Origin of the sequence: Aeromicrobium sp. CnD17-E (assembly GCF_024124745.1) — a bacterium.
In the GTDB taxonomy this organism is placed as follows: domain Bacteria; phylum Actinomycetota; class Actinomycetes; order Propionibacteriales; family Nocardioidaceae; genus Aeromicrobium.
Genome location: NZ_JAMXRU010000016.1, coordinates 1 through 23,285 on the forward strand (window position 1 = coordinate 1; position 23,285 = coordinate 23,285).

Below are 23,285 nucleotides of genomic sequence, written 5' to 3' on the forward strand. Positions count from 1 at the left end.
GGGCGCTGCGCCCAGGGCCAGTCGCGCAGGGCACGCGCACAGGCACCCAGCAGGGCCTCCGGCACGGCGACGTCGGGCGCGCCCGTGGCGAACAGCTCGCGCAACGTGCCGCCCCAGCCGAGGTCGGTGAGCCTCGCGACGACGCGGCCGGTCTCCGGGCGCTCCGCCGGAGGGATGCGACCCGAGACGTCCACCCCGAGCCGGCCGACACCGGACGGCCACTGCGCCCGCGGGTCGACGGGCACGCCCACTCGGTCGAGCGACTGGGTGGCCCGCGCGACGGCCTCGCCGTCGGTGCTCGTCGGGTACCAGGGGCCCGCGCACACGTCGCAACGGCCGCACGGCGCGGCGGTCGGGTCGTCGAGCTGACGCTGCAGCAGCTCCATCCGGCAGGTGCGGCCCGCCTGGTACTCGAGCATCGCCTCCTGCTCCGCCTCGCGTGCCTGCGCGATGCGCTCGTACCGGTCCGCGTCGTAGACCCAGGGCTCCCCCGTGCTGACCCAGCCGCCCTGCACGCGGCGCACGGCACCGTCGACGTCGAGCACCTTGAGCAGCAGCTCGAGCGGCGTGCGACGGATGTCGACCTGCGCCTCCAGCGCCGCGACCGACGTCGGGGTGCTGCCCAGGGCACCGAGCACGGCGTCGACCTTGGCCTGCGTCGGCATCGACGCCGTCGCGAAGTAGCGCCAGATGTCGGCGTCCTCCGGTCCGGGCAGCAGCAGGACGTCGGCGGACTCCGTGGCGCGTCCCGCGCGGCCGACCTGCTGGTAGTACGCCACGGGTGAGGAGGGCGCCCCGAGGTGCACGACGAACCCCAGGTTGGGCTTGTCGAAGCCCATGCCGAGCGCGCTGGTGGCGACGAGGGCCTTCAGCTGGTCGTCCTTGAGCGCCTGCTCCAGCCGCACCCGCTCGTCGGGGTCGGTGCGGCCCGTGTAGGCCGCCACCCCGTGGCCCGCCTCGGTGAGCAGCCGCGCGAGGTCCTCCGCCGCCGACACAGTGAGCGTGTAGACGATGCCGCTTCCGGGCAGCTCAGCCAGGTGCGAGACGAGCCAGCCGAGCCGCTCCTTCGAGCTGGGCAGCCTCAGCGAGCCCAGACGCAGGCTCGTGCGTGCCAGGGAGCCGCGCAGCGTGAGGACGCCCGAGTCGGCCGGAGCGCCGGACCCGGAGGCACCCAGCTGCTCCTCGACGTCGGTGACCACCCGCTGGTTGGCGGTGGCGGTCGTGGCGAGCACCGGCACGCCGTCGGGCATGGAGTCGATGAGGTCGGCGAGGCGTCGGTAGTCGGGCCGGAAGTCGTGGCCCCAGTCGGAGATGCAGTGCGCCTCGTCGACGACGAGCAGGCCGATGCGGCGGCGCAGCTCGGGCAGCTGCTCGTCGCGGAACCGGGGGTTGGTGAGGCGCTCGGGCGACACGAGCAGCACGTCGACGTCGTCGGCGTCGAGCCGGGCCCGCACGTCGTCCCACTCGTGCGCGTTGGCCGAGCTGATCGAGACGGCCCGCACCCCGGCGCGCGCAGCGGCGGCGACCTGGTCGCGCATGAGGGCGATGAGCGGAGACACCAGGAGGGTGGGGCCGGTGCCCCGCGCGCGCAGCAGCGAGGTGGCGACGAAGTAGACCGCCGACTTGCCCCAGCCGGTGCGCTGGACGACGAGCGCGCGCCGGTGGTCGTCGACGAGGGCCGTGATCGCCTCGAGCTGCCCGTCATGGAACTGGGCGTCGGGTCGGCCGGTGAGGCGACGCAGGGCGTCGAGCGCGTCCGTGGCGGTGGCGGTGGAGGTGGTCACCCGGTCATCGTGTCAGGCGCTGCCGACACCGGCTCCTTGCCGCGTCGCGCCCTGTGGACGACAGTGGGCGCATGCGTCGCGCCCTCGCCGTCGGCATCCTCGCCCTGCTCCTCGGCTGCTCGGGCGCGCCCACCAGCGTGACCGCTCCCGGCCTGCGGTGCGGCCAGGACCAGACGTCGGACGCGGCGAAGGACGTGGTGGAGAAGGTCGGCGGCCTGCGCACCGACGACGTCGTCGTGCGCCTCGCCCGCAGCACCCCCGCAGGGATCGTGGCGCTGGTCGACGGTGACGTGGAGCGCGCCTACCGCCTCCTGCACGACCGCTACGGCGTGGCCGTCGTCGCGCAGGCCGAGGGCGACGGCGTGTCGGCCGGTCTGGCGCAGGTCGAGCGCCTGGTGCGCGACACGTGCTCGCAGGGCTGAGACGACCCGGCGGACGGGATCCTCGGGTGGGCGAAGAGGGACTCGAACCCCCGACCGCTCGGGTGTAAGCCGAGTGCTCTGACCAGCTGAGCTATTCGCCCCGGGTGCATCCGACGAGTGCGTCGGACGCCTGGGAACCCTACCGCACGCGGATGCGACGACCTGGTCCCCGACAGACAGAGGCTGCGGCCGCCGGGGTCTCGGGTCCCGGGCGGCCGCAGCACCCCCATCATGGCGCAGCACGGGTGTCGCGCGCAGCCGTTTGGGCGGGAAACTCGGGCGACTTCAGCCGTCGTCGCGCAGGCGGGCCTCGAGCCGCTCGACCTTGGCCGTCAGCTGGCCCGTGAAGCCGGGCCGGATGTCCGCCTTCAGCACGAGCGAGACCCGCGACGACACCGCCGCGACGGCGTCGACGGCAGCCTTCACGACCGCCATCACCTCGTCCCACTCCCCCTCGACCGTGGTGAACATCGACGTCGTCTCGCACGGCAGGCCCGACGCACGGACGACCCGCACGGCCTCGGCGACCGCAGCCGCGACCGACCCCGACTCGTCGGCGCTGACCGGGCTGATGCTGAACGCGGCGAGCATCAGAGCTCGGCCAGCGCGGCGCGGTAGGCGTCGAAGTCGCGCGCCTGGCCGATGGGGTGCTCCACCTTCCAGCGCAGGACGCCCTCGGCGTCGACGAGGTAGGTGCCGCGCTCGGGCGCGCCCGCGCCCTCGTTGAAGATGCCGTAGGCGCGGCTGACCTCGCCGTGCGGCCAGAAGTCGCTCAGCACGGGGAACGTCAGGCCCTCCGCGTCGGCGAAGGCGCGGTTGGAGAAGAAGTGGTCGCAGGAGATCGCGAGCACCTCGACGTCGCTGTCGGCGAAGGCGCCGATGTTGTCGCGGATCTCGCAGAGCTCACCGGTGCAGATGCCGCTGAACGCGAACGGGAAGAACACGAGCGCCACGGGACGTCCGCGGAAGGACGACAGGGAGACGTCCTCGCCGTGCTGGCTCTTGAGCGTGAAGTCGGGGGCGGGCTGGCCTACGTCGATCGTCATGGCCCCAGCCTAGGACGCGACGAGCCCCCGGCGCCGCTGCGCCGGCCTCGAAACGCTGGGACTCAGCGCTTGTGGGTGGAGAGCTTGGTGGCGGCCCACTCGGCCGACGCCGAGGAGGTCGTGGTCGTCGACAGGCCGGCGACGGGCGCCGCCTCGGCGATGTCGGCGCCGGTCACGTAGCCCGGTCGGCCGACCTTGGGCGTGAGCACCCAGATCGACCCACCCTCGGCGAGGTCGGAGAGCGCGTCGAACAACGCGTCCACGAGGTCGCCGTCGTCGTCGCGCCACCACAGGATGACGCCGTCGACCACCTCGTCGGACTCACCGTCGACGAGTGCGTGCCCCACGATCTCCTCGATCGCGGAGCGGAGCTCGTTGTCGACGTCCTCGTCCCAGCCCAGCTCCTGGATGACGGTGTCGGGGCTGAAGCCCAGCCTCGCGGCGTCCAACGGTTCTCCTCAGTTCGTCCGGTGGTGTGGTCCCACTCTGGCACGCCTGGAGGGGCAGTGCCGCCCGGGACCGGGTCGGGTGCGACGGTGGTCGAGAACCTACTGCAAAGTAGGGGATTTTCCTACTGATCGGTAGATGTTCACAACGTCCGCCGGTGTCACCCTAGCGAATCCGGCGTGGAAAGATGGAGAGGTCCACAAGACGTCCCAGGAGTCGCACATGCCCACCGGCCAGTCCCCCACCGAGCGCCCCGCTGTCATCCACGAGGGGCTGCCGACGCAGCTGCCCGACATCGATCCCGACGAGACCTCCGAGTGGCTGGCGTCGCTCGACCAGATGGTCGACGAGCGAGGCCGCTCCCGTGCCCGGTACGTCATGCTCAAGCTCCTCGAGCGCGCCCGCGAGCAGAACATCGGCGTGCCGGCCCTGCGCAGCACCGACTTCATCAACTCGATCCCGCCCGAGCACGAGCCGTGGTTCCCCGGCAACGAGGCGATCGAGCGCCGGATCCGCTCCTACATCCGTTGGAACGCGGCCGTCATGGTCTCCCGCGCGAACCGTCCCGGCCTGGGCGTCGGTGGCCACATCGCGACCTACCAGTCGGCGGCCAGCCTCTACGAGGTCGGCTTCAACCACTTCTTCCGCGGCAAGGACCACCCGGGCGGCGGCGACCACATCTACATCCAGGGCCACGCCGCGCCCGGCATCTACGCGCGCTCCTTCCTCGAGGGCCGCCTGAGCGAGGAGCAGCTCGACCGCTTCCGCCAGGAGCACTCCCATGGCTTCGGCCAGGGCCTGTCGTCGTACCCGCACCCCCGTCTCATGCCCGACTACTGGGAGTTCCCGACCGTCTCCATGGGTCTGGCGGCCATCAACTCCATCTACCAGGCGCGGTTCAACCGCTACCTGCACGACCGCGGCATCAAGGACACCAGCCAGCAGCACGTGTGGACGTTCCTCGGCGACGGCGAGATGGGCGAGCCCGAGTCGCTCGGCGCCATCGGCCTGGCCGCCCGCGAGGAGCTCGACAACCTCACGTTCGTCATCAACTGCAACCTGCAGCAGCTCGACGGCCCGGTGCGCGGCAACGGCAAGATCATCCAGGAGCTGGAGTCGTACTTCCGCGGCGCCGGCTGGAACGTCATCAAGGTCGTGTGGGGCCGCGAGTGGGACGACCTCCTTGCCCGCGACGTCGATGGCGTGCTCGTCAACCAGATGAACCGCACGCCCGACGGTGAGTTCCAGACGCTGTCGGTGGAGTCCGGCGCGTACAACCGCGAGAACTTCTTCGGCCCCGACCCGCGCCTGCGCGCCATGGTCGAGCACCTCAGCGACGAGGACATCGAGCGCCTGCCGCGCGGTGGGCACGACTACCGCAAGGTCTACGCCGCGTTCGACGCCGCGCAGAAGCACACCGGCCAGCCGACCGTGATCCTGGCGCACACCATCAAGGGCTGGCTGCTCGAGTCGTTCCAGGGCCGCAACGCCACGCACCAGATGAAGAAGCTGACCAAGGACGACCTCAAGCGCTTCCGCGACCGGCTCAACATCCCGGTCAGCGACGCACAGATCGAGGGCGACGACCTCGCGCCGTTCTACCACCCGGGCGAGGACAGCGAGGAGATCCAGTACATGCGCGCCCGCCGCGACGCGCTGGGCGGCGGTCTCCCGTCGCGTCGGGTGGACCCGGTCTCGGTCAAGCTGCCCGAGCCCGACACCTACTCGGCGCTGTCGAAGGGATCGGGCAAGCAGCAGATCGCGACGACGATGGCGTTCGTCCGCCTGCTGCGCGACCTCATGAAGGACCCCGAGATCGGCCGCCGCATCGTGCCGATCGCGCCCGACGAGTACCGCACGTTCGGCATGGACTCGATGTTCCCGTCGGCGAAGATCTACAACCCGGCCGGCCAGACGTACGAGTCGGTCGACCGCAAGCTGCTCCTGGCCTACAAGGAGTCCGAGAAGGGCCAGCTGCTGCACGAGGGCATCAGCGAGGCCGGGGCCATGGCGTCGGCGATCGCGGCCGGCAGCGCGTACTCGACGCACGGCGAGCCGATGATCCCGGTCTACCTCTTCTACTCGATGTTCGGCTTCCAGCGGACCGCGGACTCGATCTGGGCGATGGCCGACCAGCTGGCGCGCGGGTTCCTCATCGGTGCCACCGCGGGACGCACGACGCTGACCGGCGAGGGGCTGCAGCACGCCGACGGCCACTCCCCCCTCATCGCGCAGACGAACCCGGCGGTCGTGCACTACGACCCCGCGTACGGCTACGAGATCGCGCACATCGTGAAGGACGGCATGCGTCGCATGTACGGCACGTCCGACGACCGCCCGCACGGCGAGGACGTCCTGTACTACCTGACCGTCTACAACGAGCCGATCAACCAGCCGGCCGAGCCGGAGGACCTCGACGTCGACGCGCTGCTCAAGGGCGCCTACCTGTACCGCCGCGGCACGCAGGGTCGCCACACGGCCCGCATCATGGCCTCGGGCGTCGCCCTGCCGTGGGCGCTGAAGGCGCAGGAGATGCTCGCCGAGCAGTACGACGTGAAGGCCGACGTCTGGTCCGTCACGTCGTGGAACGAGCTCGCGCGCGACGCGGTCGCCGCCGAGAAGTGGAACCTCAACAACCCGGGCGAGTACCAGCGGGTCCCGTGGATCACGACGCAGCTCATGGACCACGCGAACGTCACGCTCGCGGTCAGCGACTACATGCGGGCCGTCCCTGACCAGATCGCCCGTTGGGTCCCCGGACCGTGGCAGTCGCTCGGTGCCGACGGCTTCGGCTTCGCCGACACGCGCGCCGCCGCGCGTCGCGTGTTCCAGATCGACGCGGAGTCGATCGTCGTCTCGGTGCTGCAGAGCCTCGCCCAGCAGGAGCTCGTCGACCAGTCGGTCGTGCGCGACGCCTTCACGTCGCTGCGCATCGACGACCCGACCGCCACCCGCGGTGTCGCCCAGGAGGGCGGCGACGCCTGACGCGGTGCCCTGGGGCGCCGACCTCGACGGTCGGCGTCTCAGGGAACTCCTAGCCGACGCACCCTAGGATGTTGCCCATGCGTCGTTGGCCGTACACCTTTGCCGTCGCGCTGTCCGTGGCGGTCACGGGCGCCGCGGTGTTCTCCTCGCTCTACCTCGGGCTCCCCATGAAGGACCCCGAGGGGTTCCTCGGACCGGCGTACGTCCGTCTCCCGCTGCTGGCGCTGCTGTTCTTCGCCGCCGGGATCGTGCCCGCCGCGGTGCGTCGCCGCGGCTGGAAGCAGATCGGCGAGGGCGCGCGCGAGGTCGTGCGGGAGGAGTGGTCGCTCAAGCGGGTCGGCTACATCGCCACCGGCCTGATCACCTTCTACGCGAGCTACGTCAGCTACCGCAACCTCAAGAGCTACCTGCCGACGTACCGCGAGGGCGTGCTGTTCGACCGTCAGCTCCTCGAGCTCGACCACTGGCTCATGTTCGGCCACAACCCGGCCACGGTCCTGCACAACCTGCTCGGCACCGACGTGATGGCGCACGTGCTGTCGTTCGCGTACATCGCCTACCTGCCGCTCATCCCCATCACGCTGGGCGCCTTCCTGGTGCTCAACCGCGACTTCTCGATCGGCGCCTGGTACGCCACGGCGCTGTGCCTCAACTGGATCCTCGGCGTCCTCAGCTACTACGCGCTCCCGACCCTCGGCCCGGCGTTCGCGCAGCCGTCGATGTACTGGGACCTCGCGACGACCGACGTCACCGAGCTGCAACGCTCGTTGTTCCGCAACAGGGTCGACGTGCTCACCGATCCGTGGGCGAGCGAGAAGATCCACGGTGTGGCGGGCTTCGCCTCGTTGCACGTCTCCGTGACGTTCACCGCGGCGCTGTTCATGCAGCGCACCGGTCAGAAGCTCGCGATCCGCGCGATCACCTGGGCGTTCTTCGTGGTCACCGTCCTGGCCACCATCTACTTCGGCTGGCACTACCTCGCCGACGACATCGCCGGCATCGTCATCGGCTGGGCGTCGGTGTCGCTGGGCGCCTGGGCGTCCGGGAACCGAGGGCGGCGCAAGCGACGAGGCCTGGCGCCGGTCGACGAGCAGCCGGCTCAGCCGGCGACGGTCACGGCGCCCGGTCCCGGCGGCGGTTCCGGGTCCATCACGGGCTGACCCTGGCGCAGCATCGCGCGCCAGGTGCTGCGGTGGTACGTGGCCGGGTCGGTCGCGGCCACGAAGTCGTGGAGGATCTGGGCGAACTGCTCCGGGTGGTCACGGTGCGGGAAGTGGCCCGCGTCGGGCAGCACGTGCACGTGCGACCACGCCTGGTTGCGCGCGATCTCGGCGTGCGAGGCGGGGATCACGAGGTCGTCGGCGCCCCAGACGACGAGCACGGGGATGATCCGGGCCAGGTAGGTCCGGTCGATCATCGTGACGAACTGGCCGCGCCAGTCGAGCACGTGGCTCGTGACGCGCTGCACCGCGTGCCGTGCGCGCGGGTCGGCGAAGGACTCGTAGATCGCCGCCACCTCGCCGAGGTCGCGCAGCTGCCGGACGCCCGTGCGCGAGAGTCCGCGCATGCTCGCGGCGACCGCCCGGCGCCACGGGCGCAGGGTCGCGAGGCCGAGCGCGGCCCCGCTGCCGGGCAGGGTGAGGAAGCGGATGAGCGGCGTGACGTCCTTGCCGAGGCCACCGGAGGACACGAGCGCGATGCGTTCGGTGCGGTCGGGGTACTGGTAGGCGAACTGCATCGCCACCCCGCCGCCGAAGCTGTGGCCCACGACGGTCACCTTGTTGATGCCGAGGACCGTCAGCAGGTCGCGCATGCCGTTGGCGTAGCCACCGAGCGAGTAGTCGGCGTCGGGCTTGTCGGACTCGCCGTGGCCGAGCAGGTCGGGCGCGATCACCGTGTAGTGCTCGGCGAGCGCGTCCATGACGGGCTCCCACGTGCCGGACTCGCAGCCCAGGCCGTGCAGCAGGAGCAGCGCCGGACCCTTGCCCTTGCGTCGGTAGGCGCGACGGTAGCCGTGCACCACCACGAACTGCAGATCGTCGCCGCTGGTCATCGACCCATCGTAGGAGGTGGCGGGTTCGGCCGCGCCGGAACCGACGACGTCGGGTGGCTCGTTAGACTGACGCCGTGCCCACCCCAGCCGAGGTCCGCGCACAGCTGACCGACATCCTCGTGACCGTCGTCGAGTGCACCCCTGACCAGGTGCGCGACGACGCCCGCCTCGAGGACCTCGGCGTCGACTCGCTCGCCGCCGTCGAGGTCGCCGACGAGCTGGGCCGTCGGTTCGGCGTCCACCTCGAGGACGCCACGGTCGACACGCTCGTGACCGTCGACGACGCCGTGCGTGCCGTCGTCGAGCACCGACCGGCAGGCCGGCGTGGTCGCCGTGGTCCTGCCGTGGCGGTGACCCTCGGCGCCGAGGGTCGCGAGCGGGCGCCGGGCGAGCGCAGCCTCGCGGGCCGCGCCGACGCGCTCTGGCGGCTCGCGATGTGGTTCGTCGTGGCCGGCTTGGTAATCGGCGGTGGACTCGGCTTCGCCGGCGCCACCGTGGTGCGCGCGACCGGCCTGGGCGGCGTGGAGCTCCCACCGATCTCGGGCCCCACCGCCCCCGCGACGCCGTCGAGCAGCCCGTCGGCGAGCCCGTCGCCGACGCCGTCCGCGACGCAGGAGCCGGAGGAGAAGCCGACGTTCTCGGTCGAGAGCGACCGGATCGCCGCCGGTCAGCGGTTCACGATCTCCGGCCGCTTCCCGTCCCTCGGCGAGGGCCAGCTGCTGCAGGTGCAGTCCCGCGACCCGGGTGCCGACTGGGAGGACTTCCCCGTCTCGCTGCAGACCCGCGAGGGCGGCCGGTTCCAGACCCAGATCTACACGTCACGTCCGGGCGAGCGGGAGTTCCGCGTGTTCCACGAGGACAGCAACACCGCGTCGCCGTCCGCGAAGGTCACGATCGGCTGAACGCCGCGGGTCAGACGACCTGGTGCAGCCAGCGGACCGGGGCGCCCTCACCGGCGTGCCGGAACGGCTCGAGCTCGGCGTCCCACGCCACCCCGAGGAGGCCGTCGAGCGCCTCGTCCATGGTGATCTCGCCGAGCGCTGCCTTGACGCGGAACGCCTTGATGCGATCCTCCGGGATGAGGACGTCGCCGTGCAGACCGGTCATCGCATGGAAGATGCCGAGGCTCGGGGTGAAGGAGAACCGTGCCCCCTCGCTCGAGCCGGTCGGCTCCTCGGTGACCTCGAAGCGGAGCCGGTCCCAGCCACGCATCGCCGACGCGAGGGCCGCGGCGGACCCTGCCGGGGCCTGCCACGACAGCTCGGCGCGGTACGTACCGGCCTCCGCCGGCTGCGACTGCCAGTCGAGGTCGACGCTGTCGCCGAGGACGCCCGCGGCCGCCCACTCGACGTGCGGGCACAGCGCGGACGGCGCGGAGTGGACATACAGGACTCCACGGGTGGGGATGCTCATCGTGCCTCCTAGCTCGAGATCCGCCTTCCCCAGCGACCTCACGGAGCCACGCGTCATCAGTCCGCGTTGCGCCCATGGTAGCCACAGCAGCGTCCTCGGCACCAGCCCCGAGCCCGCGCGACGCTCGCGCGCGGTCGGTCGCGACCGTCGGCGGTGCATGTGACGATGTGGTCATGACCTCCGTCGTGCAGGACAACCCGAGCGCCTCCCGCTTCGAGATCACCGTCGACGACGAGCTCGCCGGCTGGGTCGACTACCGCGCCGACGGCGACGTGTACGCCCTGCCCCACACCCGCGTGCTCCCCGCCTTCGAGGGTCGCGGCATCGGCTCCGAGCTCATCGTCGGGACCCTGCGCGAGCTGGCCGAACGTGACGCGCAGGTACTGCCGTTCTGCCCGTTCGTGCCCAAGGTGATCCGCGACCACCCCGAGTTCCTCGACCTCGTGCCCGCCGACCAGCGCGGCATGTTCGGCCTCTGAGCGCGACGTCGCGGCCGGCTCAGCCGACCACGTGCACATCGATGTCCCGCGAGCGCCACAGGTCCGCGATGTCCGGGGCGTCCTCCCACGCCTCGAGCACGCGGTAGCCGTCCTTCTCGAGCTGGTCGAGCATCTCCCCCTTCACGACGTGGTCGGGGCGGCAGTCGCCCACGATCCGCATGACCAGCTGGTCGTAGGGCACGTCGTGCTCCTGCAGCCAGTCCAGCGTCAGGTCGCGCCACACGAACTCTCGCGACGTCACCACGAGCACCGCACGTCCCTGCTCGTGCGCGGCGCGCACCGCCTCGACCACCTCCGGTCGGGGCGGGCAGTCGCGCGACGCACCGTGGAAGGCCGCGAAGTCGCGCTCCTCCCCCGTCACGTGGTTCAGGATCGACGACACGTCGACCAACGTCCCGTCCAGGTCGGCGATCACGGCGTCGGTCATGGGCCCAGTCTGCCCGCTCGCTAGGCTGTGCACCCTTGGGGCGGTAGCTCAGCCGGTCAGAGCAGAGGACTCATAATCCTTGGGTCGTGGGTTCGAGCCCCACCCGCCCCACCAGCGTTGCTGCAGGTCAGCGGCTTGTGCACTCGTGCATCAAGTCGCTGACCAGCGCCGCCTGCTAACAAGCTGCTACGCATCGTCCGCTGCCTCCTCCGGATCGACGTAGTGCTTTCGCAGTTCTGACAGCCAGAACGCGGGCGCCTTCCCCGAGATCTGCGCGAGCCAGTTGACCAGAAGGTCGGCCATGTTCGTCAGATCCAAGATCGCCACTTCGGAAGCATCCTCGAGGCCGAGGGCTTCTTCCGCCTCGTGCCACCCGTCGCTGTAGATGCGGTGGAACGTGTCGTCCAACCACTCGCCAGCGGGCGTCTCAACCCTCATCGTCAGGAGCGCCAGGCACCACCGGGTCAGATCCTCCTGTGCCGCGAGCCGCCTCTGGTCCTCAGGGTCATTGTCGAGGTTCATGCTCCCCACACCGCCTTGCTGAACACGTCGACGGCCGTTCCGTCGTCGTCTGGGATGACGTCTGCGTACACGTCCAACGTGACCGAGGGGTCGCGGTGCCCCAGGCGCTTCGCGACGATGTGCACGGGCACCCTGTCGCGCAGCAGGATCGTGGCGTGAGTGTGCCGAAGTTCGTGAAGGGTCAACCGCGGCAGATCGGCGACAGCCTGCACAGCCTTGAACCGCTTGGTGACGTAGTCCGGCTGCACCGGAGTGCCGTCCTGCCAGGTGAACAGAGCGCCCACCCGATCCACCCAGCCCGCTCCTACTGCCATCCGATCCTCGGCCTGCGTGCGGCGCCAAGCCCGCAGCGCGGTCGCAGTCTGACTGTCGATAGCGACTCGGCGCCGTTCATGATTCTTCGGGGTCGTCGTCACGAGCTCCTTGCCGAGCTGGGTCGTCGACCTCTCGACGGTGATGACGCCGGCGTCGAGGTCAACGTCCTCCCAGCGCAGGCCCATCAACTCGCCGCGGCGCATCCCTGTCGCGGCAGCGAGTACCCACAGGGGCAGAAGGCGGTCCTGCGACGCAGCGGCCAAGAACCTCTGCAGCTGCGCCCCGGTCCAGGTGGTGTGCTTCGCCTTCTCCGGTCGGGGTCGCTTTGTGCCGACCACGGGGTTGACCTGGATGAGTCGGTCGACGATGGCGTCGTTCATGGAGCGTCGCAGGACTGCTCGAGCGAACTCCACCGTGCGAGGTGAGAGCGGGGCGCCGCCTCGGCCGTTCTTCGAGCCGCGGCCGCCTTCGGCCCGCAGCGTCGCGAAGACGACGTTGAGTCGGCTCGGAGAGAGACTGCAAGCGCTTGTGCCCGATAGTCGGCTTCAGGTAGAGGTCGATCTTCGCGCGGTAGGTCGCCGCCGCGGACGGCTTGAGCTCGACGGCGTGGGCGCCCATCCACTGATCGAGCCACTCCCCCACGGTGATGTCCTGCCGGCTCACGTAGGTGCCCTGGTGGACGGCGGCGCGCGCTTCGTCGCGCGCTCGCTTCGCGGCGGCCCTCGTCGCGTATCCACCACGCCAGCGCGGGCGGCTCCTGCCGGTTGCTGGGTCGGTCTCTCGGATGACGTACGCCCACGTCTTGCCCCGCTGGACGATGCCGTCCTTCATCTTGCCGTTGCGCATGACTTCTCCTCGGCAGGCAAGATCTTCGCTTCACGGCAACGCTGAACCCACTTGTGCGCGGTGACTCGGTGCATCCCGAAGCGACTTGCAGCTCGGGTGATTGCTCCCCGAGGCTTCGCTTGCAGCTCTTGGCTGCGTAAACGGCGGCAAACGCCCGCAGTTCCTCGTTCGATGGCGGAGCGGCCCCCCGACCCCTGGGCTGTGGTTCTACTGCGAAGGGCACGGGGCGTCGGTGCGCGCGGATCGTCATCGGTGGCGGGGTGTGCGTGATGCATGGCGGGAACGCGCCGCAGGTTCGTGCTGTTCGCGAGGCTCGGATCTTGGCGGCGGAGGCTGCGCTCGAGGCACCACGGTCGGCGGCCGATGCGGCGGACGTGTTGACGTCGGCGATGAACGATTCGCACTCGTTGCTGCAGCGGTTGAAGTCGAACATCGCTGACGGTCGGGTGACCGTGACTGATCTGACCGCGCTGGGTGACTGGGTAGATCGGGCTGCGCGGATTTTATAGCTCGTGGTCGACGCCGGGATCGAGGAGCTTAGGACGCGAGTGTCGGAGGCGCAGGGGCAGCTGCTGGTCGTAGCGATTCAGCAGATCCTCGACGGGATGCTGCGGCACCTGGTGTTGCGGCTCGAGGATCAGCCGGACGCGGTGAGGCTGGTCCAGCAGGCGTGGCCTGCACTGCCGGGGATCGTGGTTCCGCCGGTGCTCCGATCGGTGAGCGCAGAGCGCGAGTTGCCGTCAGGCGGTGCAGCATGAGCGGCCGTCGGAGGGACTACCTCTCCCCCGGGCTGCGTCTGACCTGCGCGAACGCCGCTCTTGCTAACGGTTCGCTACGTCTGCGGAAGGTTCAGAACCGATGAGCGCTGAGGCCTCGGTGGAGGACGTCCACACGTTCGGGCTCGACATGATGTCTGCGGCGCTCGAGGCACCGACCAAGCAACAGGCGGTCGACGCAGTCGTCGCCATGGTCCGCGACCTCGACGGGGACACCGCGCAGCGTGTCGCGGCAATGCTCGCCGTCGAGTGCGTCCGAGGCATCCGCCCGCGCAGGTCACAACGTGAACTGCGGGACTGGATCCTCCGCCGCAAGTTCACGGTGCAGATGCACGGGGTGGAGCTCGACGATGCATGAGCCGTCGATCTCAGCTGCGCTGAGTGTGAGTTGTGCCGGGATTCTCGATGTCAGGCGCGTCGTGCCCGAGGTCATCGTCGGACATCCGCCGTCGACCCAGCTCTCGCCTCAACTGGTGCGAGAGCACGAGGCGTGCCTCCCCAAGGTCGAGCACCGCATCGCGCCACCGGTCATCGGGCACGCCCGGGATAGCCAACAGCGTGAGGTGGTTCATGGCTCCCGACACTGCCTGCGCCTGGAACGCGAGCCGTCTGCCACCGAGCAGGCCGAGTTCAACGGCGGCTGCGGTGGCGGAGGGCATGAAGCGCACATCAGCAAGAGCTCTCGGGCGTGCGCCTACCCCTGTGGTCTTGCGGTAGATACTCAGATCTTCGATCGCGAAGGCGCCGTCAGTGAGAAGAGTCGTCCCGAGCCTCGCAATCCGCTCGCGACGAGAAGAACGGGCGGTGAGGACCTGCACGAGCGCACCGCCGGCAAGGGCGAGAAAGCCGCCGAGGAACCCAGCGAGGATCTCTGTCATGGGTTTGTACTCCTAGGTTCGTGGGCTGCCGTCGGGGTTGCGTGGGCGTCGTTCTCCTCGGCGGATGCCTTCGACCAGGCAGGCGAGCGCAAGACCGATGGCGGCGAAACCGAGGCTGTCCGCCCACAGCTGGTTGCTGCGGTCGATGGTGACCAGTCCCGCGAGCGCGAGGACGAAGTAGACACCGAAGAAGGTGGCGCTGCCGCGAAGGTCTCGGCGCATGTGGAGGTCGGCGCGGAGTTGCCGGGCGTGTTCGTCAACGACCTCGCGGACGGCCTTTGCCGCGTCGGTGCTCGCGTTGAGGCGCGCAAGAACCTGCGTCTCGACGTCGAGTCGGGCGAGGCGGCGGTCGGGAGCTCGGTAGGCGGTGACGGCGCCAAGGATGGCGGTGACGACGATGCCGGCAAGGGGCAGCAGGAAGGTCATGCGCCAGCGGCTCACTGCATGGCCACGCCGGCTGCGGCGCCGGCGACGCTGACGAGCAGGTCCCGGCCGAGGCTGCCCATCGCGTCGAGCGCCTTGCGCGCCTTGGCCTTCTCGACTGGGTCGGAGCCGTGCTCTGCGACGTCCTGGAGGGTGGCGAGGAGCCGGTCGGCCACGGAGTCGGGTCCAGGCCAAGCGCCCGAGAGTTCGTACGCTTGCCGGGAAAGGCGTCGGATCGCTTCGACTTGGGTTGGTCCTCCCCAGCCGCCGTCGAGGATCACGGCTGAGACGATTCCCGCGGAGTCGAGAGCACGGGCCGCGCGGATCACTTGCTCAGAGTCGAGGCCGGTGGCCTGGGTGAGGTGGTGGACTCTTGCCTCCTCGCCCGTGGCGTCGATGTGCCGGACGGCCGCTCTGAGGACGAGCAGGTCTCGTGTGTGCCAGGTGTCGGTCAGTGGTTCGGTCATGGTGGCTCCTGCGGGGGTGACGGGATGCTGACGCTACTCACGGAGTACGACACCGGGGGTCAGATTGCGGACTACCGGTGTCGACGGTGGTTGGGATGAACGGCAATCGGCGGGTCGGACTGTCAGCTTCAGTCCCTCCCGCGGCCTCGCTGTGGTTGCTGTGGCGCGTCCACGAGGAGTTGTTGGCCTTCGCGGCAGCCTTCGATCGTCGGGGGAACCGTCGGGTGGGCGATGAGTTGCGGTTTGCTTTCTTGCAGTTGACGGCTGCAGCTGAGCAGGTGTCTCGCGAGGACCTACTTCCGCGGATCGGTAGTGCGGAAGGAGATGGATCGGACACTGGGCGAGGCTCTAGGGGTGGCTCCTCGAACTCCCTGAGTGTCGCTGAGGTCGCGGACGGGTTGGAGGTCACCAGACGTCGGGTGCGGCAGTTGCTCGAGGACGGTGTTCTTGCCGGGACGCAGCGCACTCGGGGAGGGACCTGGAGCATCGACCGACGGTCGGTCGAGGACTTTCTGCAAGCTAGGAGCGACCGGTGAGTTACGTGTCGATCGAGGATTTCGACCGGGCCTTCTCGAAGGAGCCGGTGGAGGTCGCGTCGGAGATCGCGACCGCGGAGGAGGCGTTCGACGCCATCTGGCGTCGGGGCATCACCGAGGCTCAGCGAGACGAGGCCCTCGAGTTTCTGGCCGCAGAATCGAGGTCGCGTGACGAGTGCGACGCCCTCATCGACGAGCTGGCAGCCCTGCACCGGAGTCGACGCGGGCTCCGGAAGGTAGAGGCGGAGGTGCGGGCGAAGTCGGACGTGATGGAAGCGATCGAGAAGGCGCCCACGCTCAGCGAGGCGGTCGTGCAGGTCAAGCGGGTGCGGAATTCAATGATTCGTGAGGTGGCCCGATGATGGCGGCAGCGACGATCGCGCAAGAGCGTCCGAAGTTGGTCGCTGAGTGCCGCCGGTTGGAACGCGAGCGTGCTGAGTGGATTCGGGCGCGCGAGCTCGCCGAAGATCGACGGACTGATCTCGATGAAGGACTCGGCGCGATGCTCCTCGACGCCCATGACGAGGTTCCTTCGGCGCTGAACGAGATGCGGCGGGCAGAGGTCGACATCGACCTTGCTCGGAGGGCCCTGCAGGCCTTGGAGCCGCGACTGAGTGCCGCGCGCACCGCGGCGCTGGAGAACTTCGCGCAGGAGTACGACGTCCGAGCCGAAGACGCGCGGGCTCGTCTTCTGGAGCATGAGGCTGCGACTCGCAAGATCGTGCAGCGATTGGAGCGCCACGCCGGCTCGAGCGTGCCCGCGCCTCCTTCGGCGAAGTCCGGGGAGCTCAAGAAGGAGATCCATCTCGAGGAGCTTCGTGCTGCGATGATTCGCGATGTCGCGAGCGATCGAGATCCTGCCAAGCGAATCTCGGAGCTGATCACCAGCGGCCTGATCGACGCTGACTTCGACCAGCGCAGTCTCTACACGGCAGCGATCTGGGGTCCTGCTGCGATCAAGCCTGCTCGTGCCTTCCGGCTGGCTGTTGATCGCGCCGAAGCCATGCTGGCAGCGCACCAGGCAGAGATGGCCCGCGACGACGACGAGATCATCGCGGAGTGGAACAAGAAGGTTGTCGACTGGGATGAGCGCGCGACGGCCCTGGCCGCACTCGGAGAGCAGCTCTCCCCAGAGGACCGGGAGGCGCAGCAGTACTGCGCGGACCAGGCCGTTGCCCGGACCGCGTGGCGGGAGAACGCAGAGCATGTGCTTCGAAGTCTCCGGCAGGACTTTCTGATGCTCACGGCGAGCACCGTCGCCGCGGAGGGCTGACCGATGACGGACACTCAGCGGGCCACGACTCGAGGTGCAAAACAGGCACCGAGGATCGTCGGGGTCAACCGTGTCGAGATTGACCGCGCTGCGCAGGTCCTACTACGCCTGAGCGGCGACGGCCGAGACCCGCCAATGGACCACATTTTCGCGGAATCGGTCGTTGCAGAAAGCTCTCTGGAGCTCGCGTTCGTGCTCGCCGGGATGGCCTCATCCGCGGTGTCAGAACTCGCGGGATTGCTCTCGATGGACGAGTCAGCCGTTGTCGACGTTCTCCGGGCGCGACTGCTCGTCGTGTACGCCAGGGAGGGCTGAACAATGGCATCCGTGAACTTGAACACCTCCGACCTTGACCGACTCGCGGTCGAACTGGCAGTGGTCGTTCCTGCGGCTGCGCGAGCACGGGTCCGGGTCGCTGTGCAGAAGGCCTCCGAGGACATCAAGCGCTACGCTCCGCTGCTCGCCCCTGTGGACACCGGCAACCTGCGCTCGTCGATCCATCGACTGACGATCGACAGGGCCTGGGCCATCACGGGGCGGGTGCGCGCGGACGCCGAGTACGGAAAGCACGTTGAGTACGGCACGTCGCGGATGGCGCCGCAGCCCTTCATGGAACCGGCTCTCGACTCCTCCGTCGGCTGGCAAGTCTGATCCGAAGGACTCGGTCTGATCGGTTGTTTGGGCCTGTAACTCTTCCCTATGTCGTCCTATGTCTTGTGGTAGTTCAGTACCGGCCGAGCAGCACCCAAGGGCGATGAGTGGGTTGACAGTCAGGGGGAAGGCCTATGGGTGTTGGCTTCAGAGACGGTGCTCGCTGCGACGGACTCAACGCCGGCGGTATTCTTGTCAGGCCGTCCATGGGTGACACGACCTGGGTCCCCGTACCCATCGTAATCGCGTGCGACGGCACCTTCACCCCCAAGCACCCCAACGGCGATCTCAGTGTCCTGCGTGACTTTCCCGTCAAGGTGGCTGACCTCGGGTACCACGGCAAGCCAGGCATTGTGATCCGTCTCGCAGGTACGAAGCGCGACTAGCTGTAGTTCCCACGGAGGTTGTGAACGGCTGACGTGAGGTGAGGACCTCCGGTATCGAAGGGGTTACCACACCAACCGTCGACCGGAGGTCCTCGTGACTCACGCTAATGCCCCTCTGACCCCTATTGGCCGCCTGCGTCTTGCCCGGCTGATCGTCGACGAGAAATGGCCGGTCGCCAGGGCCGCTGAACGGTTCCAGGTCTCCTCGGCGACGGCCTCGAAGTGGGCCAACCGCTACCGCTCTGGTGAGTCGATGATTGACCGTTCGTCGCGCCCGCACCACTCTCCGACGAGGTGCTCGCAACATCTGGAGCGGCGCATCATCAAGCTGCGGTTCTGCCGCCAGTGGGGCCCGCACCGCATCAGCTACCGACTGCGTGTTCCGAGGTCGACGGTCGGGAGAGTCCTGGCCCGCTACTCGATGCCGCTGCTGGCCCACGTCGACCAGGCCACCGGACTACCGGTCCGCAAACCCCCAGCGGTCCGTTACGAGGCGTCGGCGCCGGGCGAGTTGGTCCACGTCGACATCAAGAAGCTCGGCCGGATCCCCGACGGCGGCGGGCACCGCAAACTCGGCCGCACGATCGGGAATCGGCACAACAAGAAGCAGGGTCTCGGCTATGCGTTCGTGCACCACGCGGTCGATTCCTACTCCCGCCTGGCCTACTCCGAGCAGCTCACCGACGAGCGCAAGGAGACCGCCGCAGGGTTCTGGGAACGCGCCCGAGCCTTCTTCTCCGAGGCGGGGTCGAGGTCACTGCAGTCATGACCGACAACGGCGCCTGCTACCGATCCCACGCCTTCAAGACAGCCCTCGGCGAAGGCGTGAAGCACCGGCGCACGAGGCCCTACCGGCCCCAGACCAACGGCAAGGTTGAACGCTTCAACCGGACCCTGGCCGCCGAGTGGGCCTACGCCCAGACCTACCTCTCAGACGCCGCTCGCGCAGCGACCTACCCCGACTGGCTCCACCACTACAATCACCACCGCCCCCACACCGGCATCGGCGGACTCGCCCCAGCGCAGCGCGTTCACAACGTCACGGGGAACTACAACTAGCTCACTCGCCCGCGGAACCGGCCTGGCCGCCGAGTGCGATGCACTCCCGAAGCAGATCCGCGAGATCCGAGCCACTGTTCAAGGCGCCTTGATCTGCTTTAAGAGGCTCCACGAAAACTTTGAGAAAAGGTGCCCCTTCCTCGATTGAGACGCTACTCGTCGCTCCGACAAGCGATCTCCAGGACGCTCCTCGGTCGCGATGCGCATACAGCCAGCTGTGGTGGATCAATCCTTGCCGATCGGCCGCAAGGGCTGGCAGTATCCATACTCCGATCGACCCATGAGGTCGGAAATTGAGTGGAGTTGGACGAATGACTACTGAGATCGACGATGCGATCACCAACCGAGTGGAGATTGAGTTCACATACAACGGATTACCAAGGGTGGTTCGGCCGGGAGCTCACGGCATCCACCACACGACTGGCAATACATTCCTGCGTGGCTATCAGGTTGATGGCGAAAGCAGCAGCCGTGTGCCGCCTTTCTGGGACATGTTTCTGACCGAGAAGATCGTTGATCTCGTCGTGACCGAACGGCGGTTCAGTGACGACCCGCCCGATTACTCCCGCGACGACCGGCACATGTCGACTATCTTCACGCAGCTCTAGATCTTTGGCGGTCCGAGTCCTCCGCGTCCGGTCACACGGTTTGGTCACATTGAGTGCAGGTTGTTGGTAGCGTTGATGATCTCCCGAAAGGACCGGCGTCGTGTACGACATCAAGATCCGCAACTGCAACAGCATCGAGAGTGCTGCACTCTCCCTGACGCCAGCGGCGCTAAACATCAAGTACGGCCCCAACGGGATCGGCAAGAGCACGATCTCGCGAGCCCTGAAACTCAACGCTGAAGGTGCTGAGGCGCTGGAGGTCCTCCGGCCCTTCAAGTATCGAGCAGACCCGGACCAGCCCGGGCCCGAGGTCTCTGGCGCCGAGGCGATCAAGACCGTACTCGTCTTCAGCGACCGCTACGTCGAGCAGTTTGCGTTTCAGCGCGATGAGGTGCTCAAGGACAGCTTCGAGATCTTCATCAATACCGACGAGTACAAACAAGGCATCGAGCAGATCGCTGCGATGTTCGATGAGCTCAGGGCTGCGTTCGATGTACAGCCTGCGTTCGACGAAGCTGTTCTGGATTTCACTGAACTCCGTGATGCGTTCAGTGTGACCAAGACGCAGTCACTTTCTAAAGCAAGCCGGGGCGTAAAGGCCTTAAAAGTCGGCGGCAAGCTTCAATCAGTCCCCGAACCGCTTCAGGGGTACTCCAACTTCATTCAGGGAGACAACCCGGCCGCGTGGGTGGCATGGCAAGCCAAAGGGCAGGCCTTCCTGGAGCAGTCGGACAATTGCCCCTTCTGCTCGACGCCCAGTCTGAACAAGGAGACGGCTCGCAGGGTCTCGAAAGAGTACGACTCTGCGGCAGTCAAGAACATGAGCGCATTGCGGGAGGTCATCGATCGTCTGGGCAGCTACTTCGATGAGCAGGATTTGGCGACCCTCAACCAGATCACATCGCTCCTCACTGATCCCACACCTGAGCAGAGCAAATTCCTGGTCAGCCTGCACACGCAGGTCGAGACCTTTCTCCAAAAACTTCGAACGGCGAAGCAGGTTTCGTTTCATACATTCGCCAAAGTCAACGACGTGGAAAACGTTCTGCGAGACATGGAGATCGATCTCCGATTGATGCGTAGTCTCGACTCTCACGCGACCCGCTCGGTTGTAGAGATAATCAACGGCAAACTCCAAGATGTGGCGGACCGAGTCGGAGAGATCAAGGGACACATTGGCAGGCAGCAATTTCGCGTGGCTGGACTGATCCGCACCAATCAGGACGCGATCAATGAGTTCCTCGACTCGGCTGGCTATCGGTATCAGGTGCGTATCGAGGCGGAGGCCGATTCCTACCGCATGATTCTGGAGCACCAAGACGCAGCGGGTCACATCGAATCCGCGGGCGATCATCTCAGCTACGGCGAGAAGAACGCGTTCGCGCTGGTCCTGTTTATGCACGAGGTACTGCGGAAGAAGCCAGACTTGGTCGTCCTCGACGATCCCGTATCGAGCTTCGACAAGACCAAGAAGTTCGCCATTCTGAATCAGCTTTTCCAGGGTCCGGGCAGTATTCGTGGCTTCACAACTTTACTGTTAACGCACGATCTAGAGCCCGCGATCGACATCGTGCGGTCCGTGGCCGACCGCTTCAAGGCGTCGAATGCCGTGGTGCACTTCCTCAGCGCCCAGGGCGGGGATGTTACCGAGAAGCGAGTCGCCAAGGAGGACATCTCAACCTTCCTCGAGGTCTGCGTTGCAAACATCGGTGCTTCGTCCGATGACGTCATCAAATGCATATATCTACGCCGACTCTTCGAAGCGCGCGGAGAGCGTGGCACCGAGTACGACCTGCTCTCAAGCCTTCTCCATCTTCGCCCGGTCCCTTCGCGTTACGGATCTACGCTCGGCGAGTTTGAACCGCTCAGTGCCCAAGAGGTTCTACGTGCTACTGAGTCGGTGAAGAAGCATTTTCCCGACTTCGACTACGACCGAATCGTCGTTGATTCCAGCGATCCGGTGGTGTTGCGAGCCAAGTTTCATGCCACGACAGTGGGGTACGAGAAGGTCCAGCTTTACCGCGTCTACTTGGAGTTGACTGGGCAGAGGACCAACAGCGCAACTGCAATTGCAAAGTTTGTGAATGAAACGTTCCACATCGAGAACGAGTACGTGATGCAGCTTAATCCGCGCGAGTACGACACGGTGCCCAGCTTCATCGTGGCAAAGTGTGCTGAACTCATCGATGTGCCCACGGAGGGTGAGCAGGGAGGCTGAGGTACCGCACGTTGCATGGACTAGGGGGCGTGTCGCTGCGGTCGTGTTTTTTCACCGCTGACCTTGGCTGATTGCTGACCAGGTGGGCCAGGCTCGCGACGGTCAGCGAGGTGCGAGCTGCGTCGTGGGGACCATCGTGCTGGCCAACAACGGGCAGATCATGAACGCGAACCCGATGATGGTTCTCGCGACAGGGATCGTCACTGGTGTGATCGGGCCCTTCTCGGCGAGCCCCGTCGAGTCCAAGTAGCGGTCAGATGTGCCTGATCTACGTTAATGGCCCAGTCCTCAAAGGGAAGTCTCGCTGTGCTCGCATGTTTCGTGCATCGAGCATGATTCCCTTGGGGTGGTGCAGCAATTCATCACGCCGACTGCGGGAGCGGATGGGTCATGCTGGAGCTGCCTCATCACGAACTCGATCGTTGATGACCTCGAAAATGTCGACCACGTAACGCTGCTTCACGCGATGCTTCACTCCTGCCCTCACCTCGCCAACAAGTTTCTCGACGGATTTGGCATGGCGAAATGTGCCTCCAGCGGCGAAATAGGCGCGAAGCCAAACAGCCGTGTCAGGTGGGTAACCGTTGGCAGCGAAGACCCGAACTAGACACACCACTGAATCCTTCCCGATCCCGGAACTGAGGCCGTTGTACTCCTCGGCGACCATCATCTTTGCCGCCGCAACAAGTAGAGGGTCGGGCGACGCAATCGCGTGCCTTATATGGAGATTCACCGCCCCACGACCGTCTAGCCATGCGCGCACAGCGTCGCCCGGTGACCAGACAAGGACGAATAAGCGGGCGAACCGCTCGGCAGCAACGACCTGCTGGAGCACGTCGAGGTCTCGCTCCTGGGAAGGATGGAGCGCGATGACGGCGTGATCGACGGTCTTCTCGGTCCGCAGAAGGCCACGAAGATCACTGAAACTCAAGACAGAACGGGTCGACGAGCCGGGTGCTATGAATTCTGCTGCTTCGTGGTCAGCGCTTAGGTCGATCTGACTGTATTGCTTGAGGTCGTGAACGGCGAACAGATGCGGCAACTCCCCAGCCCAGCTGCGGATCACCTGACTCTGAGGGTGCATTGCGGAGCCGTGCTGTGCCCAGTCTTCGCGGACCATGTATGCGAGATCTGTCATGGCGGAAGCACGTCACGATCGTCCGACGCTTCTCGGCAGCGATTATCCGGAGCGCATCGGGATGCTGAGAGGCAGATTCGTCGCCGCAACCAGCGCTAATGTTCGTCAGGAA

General features: G+C 67.3%; 27 protein-coding genes, 2 tRNA genes and 2 pseudogenes. 16 read left to right on the forward strand and 15 right to left on the reverse strand.

The annotated features are described in order from the left end of the window. Window positions 1–1,784, reverse strand: a 1,784-nt coding sequence (locus tag NH339_RS05485) for an ATP-dependent DNA helicase RecQ (protein WP_253023310.1), incomplete at its 3' end; no start/stop codon positions are given. Window positions 1,785–1,855: 71 nt separating this feature from the next. Between NH339_RS05485 and NH339_RS05490 the strand changes: the two genes are divergently transcribed. Further along, window positions 1,856–2,206, forward strand: coding sequence for a hypothetical protein (locus NH339_RS05490; protein WP_253023311.1), 351 nt, complete (start codon window positions 1,856–1,858; stop codon window positions 2,204–2,206). 27 nt (window positions 2,207–2,233) lie between these two features. On the opposite strand, the gene NH339_RS05495 is transcribed toward NH339_RS05490, so the two are convergent. The 4 genes from NH339_RS05495 to NH339_RS05510 all read right to left on the reverse strand — a co-directional run bounded on the left by NH339_RS05495 (window position 2,234) and on the right by NH339_RS05510 (window position 3,701). After that, window positions 2,234–2,307 (reverse strand) — tRNA-Val (locus tag NH339_RS05495). Between the two features lie 184 nt (window positions 2,308–2,491). Next, complete coding sequence (locus NH339_RS05500) at window positions 2,492–2,797, reverse strand: thiamine-binding protein (protein ID WP_253023314.1); 306 nt, start codon at window positions 2,795–2,797, stop codon at window positions 2,492–2,494. Further along, window positions 2,797–3,252, reverse strand: a complete 456-nt coding sequence (locus NH339_RS05505) for a peroxiredoxin (RefSeq protein ID WP_253023316.1) — start codon at window positions 3,250–3,252, stop codon at window positions 2,797–2,799. Before NH339_RS05505 ends, NH339_RS05500 begins: the two co-directional genes overlap by 1 nt. A 62-nt stretch (window positions 3,253–3,314) precedes the next feature. Then, complete coding sequence (locus NH339_RS05510) at window positions 3,315–3,701, reverse strand: DUF3052 domain-containing protein (protein ID WP_067858566.1); 387 nt, start codon at window positions 3,699–3,701, stop codon at window positions 3,315–3,317. A gap of 220 nt (window positions 3,702–3,921) precedes the next feature. On the opposite strand from NH339_RS05510, the gene aceE reads away from it, so the two are divergent. Together aceE and NH339_RS05520 are read left to right on the forward strand one after the other, a co-directional pair. Further along, window positions 3,922–6,684 (forward strand): pyruvate dehydrogenase (acetyl-transferring), homodimeric type, encoded by a 2,763-nt coding sequence (gene aceE, locus NH339_RS05515; protein WP_253023318.1) that lies wholly within the window; start codon window positions 3,922–3,924, stop codon window positions 6,682–6,684. Window positions 6,685–6,761: 77 nt separating this feature from the next. Beyond that, entirely contained in the window at window positions 6,762–7,844 is a 1,083-nt protein-coding gene (locus tag NH339_RS05520) for a phosphatase PAP2 family protein (RefSeq protein ID WP_253023320.1), read from the forward strand. Here the strand turns inward: NH339_RS05520 and NH339_RS05525 are convergent. Continuing rightward, on the reverse strand, window positions 7,784–8,737 hold the full coding sequence (locus tag NH339_RS05525; RefSeq protein WP_253023322.1) for an alpha/beta fold hydrolase: 954 nt from the start codon (window positions 8,735–8,737) through the stop codon (window positions 7,784–7,786). The genes NH339_RS05520 and NH339_RS05525 overlap by 61 nt on opposite strands. A 74-nt stretch (window positions 8,738–8,811) precedes the next feature. On the opposite strand from NH339_RS05525, the gene NH339_RS05530 reads away from it, so the two are divergent. Next, complete coding sequence (locus NH339_RS05530; RefSeq protein ID WP_253023324.1) at window positions 8,812–9,639, forward strand: acyl carrier protein; 828 nt, start codon at window positions 8,812–8,814, stop codon at window positions 9,637–9,639. A gap of 10 nt (window positions 9,640–9,649) precedes the next feature. Here the strand turns inward: NH339_RS05530 and NH339_RS05535 are convergent, their stop codons facing one another. Then, window positions 9,650–10,144 carry a DUF3145 domain-containing protein gene (locus NH339_RS05535; RefSeq protein WP_308207036.1) on the reverse strand — a complete coding sequence of 165 codons (495 nt, stop codon included), beginning with the start codon at window positions 10,142–10,144 and terminating at the stop codon, window positions 9,650–9,652. Window positions 10,145–10,323: 179 nt separating this feature from the next. On the opposite strand from NH339_RS05535, the gene NH339_RS05540 reads away from it, so the two are divergent. Next, window positions 10,324–10,629, forward strand: a complete 306-nt coding sequence (locus NH339_RS05540) for a GNAT family N-acetyltransferase (protein WP_253023328.1) — start codon at window positions 10,324–10,326, stop codon at window positions 10,627–10,629. Window positions 10,630–10,648: 19 nt separating this feature from the next. On the opposite strand, the gene NH339_RS05545 is transcribed toward NH339_RS05540, so the two are convergent. Then, window positions 10,649–11,077: an HAD family acid phosphatase gene (locus NH339_RS05545; protein WP_253023330.1), complete on the reverse strand. Its 429-nt coding sequence runs from the start codon at window positions 11,075–11,077 to the stop codon at window positions 10,649–10,651. Window positions 11,078–11,114: 37 nt separating this feature from the next. On the opposite strand from NH339_RS05545, the gene NH339_RS05550 reads away from it, so the two are divergent. Further along, window positions 11,115–11,191, forward strand: a tRNA-Ile gene (locus NH339_RS05550). A gap of 72 nt (window positions 11,192–11,263) precedes the next feature. On the opposite strand, the gene NH339_RS05555 is transcribed toward NH339_RS05550, so the two are convergent. From NH339_RS05555 to NH339_RS19005, 3 genes and pseudogenes are all read right to left on the reverse strand, one after another. Next, window positions 11,264–11,599, reverse strand: coding sequence for a hypothetical protein (locus NH339_RS05555; RefSeq protein ID WP_253023333.1), 336 nt, complete (start codon window positions 11,597–11,599; stop codon window positions 11,264–11,266). Continuing rightward, the gene (locus NH339_RS05560; protein ID WP_253023335.1) at window positions 11,596–12,294 is read right to left on the reverse strand and encodes a site-specific integrase; all 699 of its coding nucleotides are present in this window, start codon (window positions 12,292–12,294) and stop codon (window positions 11,596–11,598) included. The genes NH339_RS05555 and NH339_RS05560 overlap by 4 nt, the downstream gene beginning before the upstream one ends. Before the next feature lie 133 nt (window positions 12,295–12,427). Next, window positions 12,428–12,760: pseudogene (locus NH339_RS19005) on the reverse strand (Arm DNA-binding domain-containing protein); the annotation flags it as partial. Window positions 12,761–13,272: 512 nt separating this feature from the next. Here NH339_RS19005 and NH339_RS05565 point away from each other — a divergent pair. Then, window positions 13,273–13,518, forward strand: coding sequence for a hypothetical protein (locus NH339_RS05565; RefSeq protein WP_253023337.1), 246 nt, complete (start codon window positions 13,273–13,275; stop codon window positions 13,516–13,518). Window positions 13,519–13,636: 118 nt separating this feature from the next. Beyond that, window positions 13,637–13,894 (forward strand): hypothetical protein, encoded by a 258-nt coding sequence (locus tag NH339_RS05570; RefSeq protein WP_253023339.1) that lies wholly within the window; start codon window positions 13,637–13,639, stop codon window positions 13,892–13,894. Window positions 13,895–13,904: 10 nt separating this feature from the next. Here the strand turns inward: NH339_RS05570 and NH339_RS05575 are convergent, their stop codons facing one another. From NH339_RS05575 to NH339_RS05585, 3 genes are read right to left on the reverse strand one after another with little or no spacing between them, the layout of a single operon-like run. Beyond that, window positions 13,905–14,414: a hypothetical protein gene (locus NH339_RS05575; protein WP_253023341.1), complete on the reverse strand. Its 510-nt coding sequence runs from the start codon at window positions 14,412–14,414 to the stop codon at window positions 13,905–13,907. Between the two features lie 12 nt (window positions 14,415–14,426). Next, entirely contained in the window at window positions 14,427–14,840 is a 414-nt protein-coding gene (locus NH339_RS05580) for a hypothetical protein (protein ID WP_253023343.1), read from the reverse strand. A gap of 11 nt (window positions 14,841–14,851) precedes the next feature. Beyond that, a complete protein-coding gene (locus NH339_RS05585; RefSeq protein WP_253023345.1) occupies window positions 14,852–15,304 on the reverse strand; it encodes a hypothetical protein in 453 nt (150 codons plus the stop codon). A gap of 95 nt (window positions 15,305–15,399) precedes the next feature. Here NH339_RS05585 and NH339_RS19010 point away from each other — a divergent pair, with 95 nt between their 5' ends. The 8 genes and pseudogenes from NH339_RS19010 (at window position 15,400) to NH339_RS18785 (ending at window position 22,035) form a co-directional block, all read left to right on the forward strand. Then, complete coding sequence (locus NH339_RS19010) at window positions 15,400–15,840, forward strand: helix-turn-helix domain-containing protein (RefSeq protein WP_374208216.1); 441 nt, start codon at window positions 15,400–15,402, stop codon at window positions 15,838–15,840. Next, window positions 15,837–16,202, forward strand: coding sequence for a hypothetical protein (locus NH339_RS05590; RefSeq protein WP_253023347.1), 366 nt, complete (start codon window positions 15,837–15,839; stop codon window positions 16,200–16,202). The genes NH339_RS19010 and NH339_RS05590 overlap by 4 nt, the downstream gene beginning before the upstream one ends. Beyond that, window positions 16,199–17,113, forward strand: a complete 915-nt coding sequence (locus NH339_RS05595; RefSeq protein ID WP_253023349.1) for a hypothetical protein — start codon at window positions 16,199–16,201, stop codon at window positions 17,111–17,113. The genes NH339_RS05590 and NH339_RS05595 overlap by 4 nt, the downstream gene beginning before the upstream one ends. Before the next feature lie 3 nt (window positions 17,114–17,116). Further along, window positions 17,117–17,428 (forward strand): hypothetical protein, encoded by a 312-nt coding sequence (locus NH339_RS05600; RefSeq protein ID WP_253023352.1) that lies wholly within the window; start codon window positions 17,117–17,119, stop codon window positions 17,426–17,428. Window positions 17,429–17,440: 12 nt separating this feature from the next. Then, window positions 17,441–17,764 (forward strand): HK97-gp10 family putative phage morphogenesis protein, encoded by a 324-nt coding sequence (locus tag NH339_RS05605; protein WP_253023354.1) that lies wholly within the window; start codon window positions 17,441–17,443, stop codon window positions 17,762–17,764. A gap of 480 nt (window positions 17,765–18,244) precedes the next feature. Continuing rightward, window positions 18,245–19,209: pseudogene (locus NH339_RS05610) on the forward strand (IS481 family transposase). A gap of 311 nt (window positions 19,210–19,520) precedes the next feature. Continuing rightward, the gene (locus NH339_RS05615) at window positions 19,521–19,817 is read left to right on the forward strand and encodes a hypothetical protein (protein WP_253023356.1); all 297 of its coding nucleotides are present in this window, start codon (window positions 19,521–19,523) and stop codon (window positions 19,815–19,817) included. A 100-nt stretch (window positions 19,818–19,917) separates the two neighbouring features. Continuing rightward, window positions 19,918–22,035 (forward strand): AAA family ATPase, encoded by a 2,118-nt coding sequence (locus tag NH339_RS18785; RefSeq protein WP_253023358.1) that lies wholly within the window; start codon window positions 19,918–19,920, stop codon window positions 22,033–22,035. A 388-nt stretch (window positions 22,036–22,423) separates the two neighbouring features. Here NH339_RS18785 and NH339_RS05625 read toward each other — a convergent pair whose 3' ends face one another. Next, window positions 22,424–23,173 carry a hypothetical protein gene (locus tag NH339_RS05625; protein ID WP_253023360.1) on the reverse strand — a complete coding sequence of 250 codons (750 nt, stop codon included), beginning with the start codon at window positions 23,171–23,173 and terminating at the stop codon, window positions 22,424–22,426. Window positions 23,174–23,285 lie beyond the last annotated feature (112 nt).